Origin of the sequence: Mycobacterium asiaticum (assembly GCF_001673365.1) — a bacterium.
Lineage (GTDB): Bacteria > Actinomycetota > Actinomycetes > Mycobacteriales > Mycobacteriaceae > Mycobacterium > Mycobacterium asiaticum_A.
The window spans coordinates 1-3,535 of the sequence record NZ_LZLS01000062.1 but is presented as its reverse complement, the minus strand read 5'-3'; the positions used below and the strand labels follow the sequence as shown (position 1 = coordinate 3,535).

The following is a 3,535-nucleotide window of genomic DNA, read 5'->3' as shown; positions in this document are numbered from 1 at the left end:
TGTCGCGACCCGCTTCGCCCGGCTACGCCGCGCTCGCGATCGCTGCTCTTCACTTTGTCGCGACCCGCTTCGCCCGGCTACGCCGCGCTCGCGATCGCTCCTATCCAAACGCCAAACGAACGGCACCCAGCCCGGCGAAGTCGGCGACAAACTCGTCGCCCGCCCGCGCATCGACAGCGAAGGTGCACGATCCGGGCAACACGATGTCGCCCTTTTTCAGCCGCACGCCAAAGCTTTCCACTTTGCGGGCCAGCCAGGCCACCGCGGTGACCGGATTGCCCAGCACCGCATCGCTGCGGCCCTCGGCGATCAATTCCCCGTTGCGGGTCAGTTTGGCCTCGATCGCCTTGACGTCGACGTCCGCCGGCGAGACCCGCGCCGCTCCCAGGACAAAGCCGGCCGACGAGGCGTTGTCGGCGATGGTGTCGCAGATCTTGATCTGCCAGTCCTTGATCCGCGTGTCGATGAGCTCGATCGACGGGACCAACGCCTCGGTGCCGGCCAGCACGTCTTCCTCCGTGCACTCCGCGCCAGGCAGGTCCGCAGAAAGAATGAACCCGACCTCGACCTCTACCCGCGGCAACAAATACTTCCCCGCCTCGACGGGGACATCCTCGAAGACCTGCATGTCGTCAAGCAGGTGGCCGTAGTCGGGCTCGTTGACGCCCATCATCTGCTGCATCACCTGCGACGAGAGGCCCACCTTGTGCCCTACCACCCGGGCACCCTCGGCCACCCGCTGCCGAATGTTGATCAGTTGGATCTCGTAAGCGTCGACGACGTCGATATCGGGGAAGGAGACCGTCAACGGACCGATCCCCTCGCGGCTCCGTTCGGCCTGCGCCAGGTCTGCCGCAAGCTCGTCACGGGTCGCAACATCGAGCATTTACCGAAGTCCCCTCGTTCTCGTGACCGGGCCAGTAGCGCCCGACCCGGGCAATTCTATAACGTGTTCTACATGACAGCACAGGAGTACGACGTCGTCGTGGTCGGAAGCGGCGGCGCCGGCATGGTGGCTGCCCTGACCGCCGCGCATCGCGGCCTTTCGACAGTAGTCATCGAGAAGGCGCCGCACTTCGGCGGTTCGACCGCTCGCTCCGGTGGCGGCGTCTGGATCCCTAACAACGAAGTCCTGGAACGCGCCGGGGTCAAGGACACCGCCGAGGCGGCCCGCACGTATCTGCACGGCATCATCGGCGACGTCGTCGAACCGGAGCGCATCGACACATACCTCAAGCGCGGACCCGAGATGCTCTCGTTCGTGCTCAAGCACACGCCTTTGAAAATGTGCTGGGTGCCCCGCTACTCCGACTACTACCCGGAAGCTCCGGGCGGGCGACCCGACGGCCGCTCGATCGAACCGAAGCCCTTCAACGCCCGCAAGCTCGGTCCAGACGAAGCCGGCCTGGAACCCGCTTACGGCAAGGTCCCGCTCAATGTCGTTGTCATGCAACAGGATTACGTGCGGTTGAACATGCTGAAGCGCCACCCCCGCGGCGTGCTGCGCAGCCTGAAGGTCGGCGCGCGGACCATGTGGGCGAAGTCGACCGGCAAGAACCTGGTCGGCATGGGTAGGGCGCTGATCGCGCCGCTGCGAATCGGGTTGCAGCAGTCCGGAGTTCCGGTCGTGCTCAACACCGCGCTTACCGATCTTTACGTCGAGGACGGTGTGGTGCGCGGAGTCTATGTGCGCGATGCGCAGGCCTCCGAGTCGGCCGAGCCGCGGCTGATCCGGGCTCGACGCGGGGTCATCCTGGCTTCCGGTGGCTTCGAGCACAACGAGCAGATGCGAGTGAAGTATCAGCGCGCCCCAATCACCACCGACTGGACGGTGGGCGCCAAAGCCAACACCGGAGACGGCATCATCGCGGGTGAAAAGCTCGGAGCCGCACTGGATTTCATGGACGACGCGTGGTGGGGTCCAACGGTGCCGTTGGTCGGTGCGCCATGGTTTGCGCTGTCGGAGCGCAACTCCCCGGGCTCGATCATCGTCAACATGTCGGGCAAGCGGTTCATGAACGAGTCGATGCCCTACGTGGAAGCCTGCCATCACATGTACGGCGGCGAGCACGGCCAGGGCGCCGGGCCGGGCGAGAACATTCCCGCCTGGCTCATTTTCGACCAGCAGTACCGCGATCGCTACATTTTCGCGGGATTGCAAGCCGGTCAACGTATTCCGCGCAAGTGGATGGAGTCCGGCGTGATCATCCAGGCCGACACGCTCGAAGAGCTGGCAGACAAGGCCGGCCTACCGGTTGGGGAGTTCATGGCTACGGTCAAGCGCTTCAACGGTTTCGCGCGCTCGGGTGTCGACGACGACTTCCACCGCGGCGAAAGCGCTTACGACAGGTACTACGGCGACCCGACCAACAAGCCGAATCCCAACCTCGGCGAGCTCAGCCATGCGCCCTACTACGCCGCCAAGATGGTGCCGGGCGATTTGGGAACCAAGGGCGGTATCCGCACCGACGTGGACGGGCGCGCGCTGCGCGATGACGGCAGCATCATCGAAGGCCTTTATGCCGCAGGCAATGTCAGCGCACCGGTGATGGGGCACACCTATCCCGGCCCCGGCGGCACCATCGGGCCGGCGATGACCTTCGGCTACCTGGCCGCCCTACACATCGCGGGAGCGAACTGAGATGCCGATCGACGTAGACGTTGCCCTGGCCGCTGAGCTGGATCCCATCGAATTCTCTTGGACCAGTAGCGATATCCAGCTCTACCATCTCGGTCTTGGCGCCGGCGCGGATCCGCTGGATCCGCGCGAGCTGCGCTACCTCGTGGACAAGACCCCACAGGTGCTGCCAACCTTCGGCAACGTGGCCGCGTCATTTCACATGACCGAGCCGCCCGCCGTGCAGTTTCCCGGCATCGACATCGAGCTGAGCAAGGTGCTGCACGCTTCGGAAAGGGTGGAAGTGCCTGCACCGCTGCCACCTTCGGGCTCGGGTAAGGCCGTCACCCGATTCACCGACATCTGGGACAAGGGCAAGGCCGCGGTGATCTGGAGCGAGACGACGGTGACCGGGGCCGATGGTGCACTGCTGTGGACGCAGCGGCGGTCGATCTTTGCGCGCGGGGAAGGCGGGTTCGGCGGCGACCGCGGTCCCTCTGGCTCGGACGGCGCACCGGACCGCGACCCGGATTTGCAGCTCGCGGTGCCGTTGCTGCCCCAGCAGGCTTTGCTGTATCGGCTGTGCGGCGACCGCAACCCCCTGCATTCGGATCCCGAATTCGCCTCTGCCGCAGGGTTTCCCGCGCCGATACTGCACGGTTTGTGCACCTACGGCATGACCTGCAAAGCGATCACGGACGCTTTACTGGACGGGGACGCCGGGGCCGTCAAGGCATACGGTGCCCGCTTCGCGGGCGTGGCGTATCCCGGCGAGACGTTGCAAGTCAACGTCTGGAAAGAAGACGGCCGTTTCCTGGCCGGCGTCATCGCGCCCGCTCGCGACAACGCCGTCGTGCTGAGCGGCGTGGAATTGGTTCCTGCGTCATAGCCTCACTTGATTTGCGCCGAGCGTCACGC

The 3,535-nt window shown here is 65.3% G+C and carries 3 protein-coding genes; 2 read left to right on the top strand and 1 reads right to left on the bottom strand.

Features of this window, described 5'->3' with window-relative positions:
• Positions 1-100: 100 nt before the first annotated feature.
• A complete protein-coding gene (locus A5634_RS06495) occupies positions 101-886 on the bottom strand; it encodes a 2-keto-4-pentenoate hydratase (RefSeq protein WP_065143245.1) in 786 nt (261 codons plus the stop codon).
• Between the two features lie 72 nt (positions 887-958).
• Here A5634_RS06495 and kstD point away from each other — a divergent pair, with 72 nt between their 5' ends.
• Together kstD and A5634_RS06485 are read left to right on the top strand one after the other, a co-directional pair.
• Positions 959-2,641, top strand: a complete 1,683-nt coding sequence (kstD, locus tag A5634_RS06490) for a 3-oxosteroid 1-dehydrogenase (protein ID WP_065143246.1) — start codon at positions 959-961, stop codon at positions 2,639-2,641.
• A 1-nt stretch (position 2,642) separates the two neighbouring features.
• Positions 2,643-3,506 (top strand): MaoC family dehydratase, encoded by an 864-nt coding sequence (locus A5634_RS06485; protein WP_065143244.1) that lies wholly within the window; start codon positions 2,643-2,645, stop codon positions 3,504-3,506.
• Positions 3,507-3,535: the final 29 nt, after the last annotated feature.

Excerpts from the sequence above, each read along its gene's own strand:
- A5634_RS06495 (WP_065143245.1), bottom strand. The coding sequence starts at position 886 with ATGCTCGATGTTGCGACCCGTGACGAGCTTGCGGCAGACCTGGCGCAG.
- kstD (WP_065143246.1), top strand. The coding sequence starts at position 959 with ATGACAGCACAGGAGTACGACGTCGTCGTGGTCGGAAGCGGCGGCGCC.
- A5634_RS06485 (WP_065143244.1), top strand. The coding sequence starts at position 2,643 with ATGCCGATCGACGTAGACGTTGCCCTGGCCGCTGAGCTGGATCCCATC.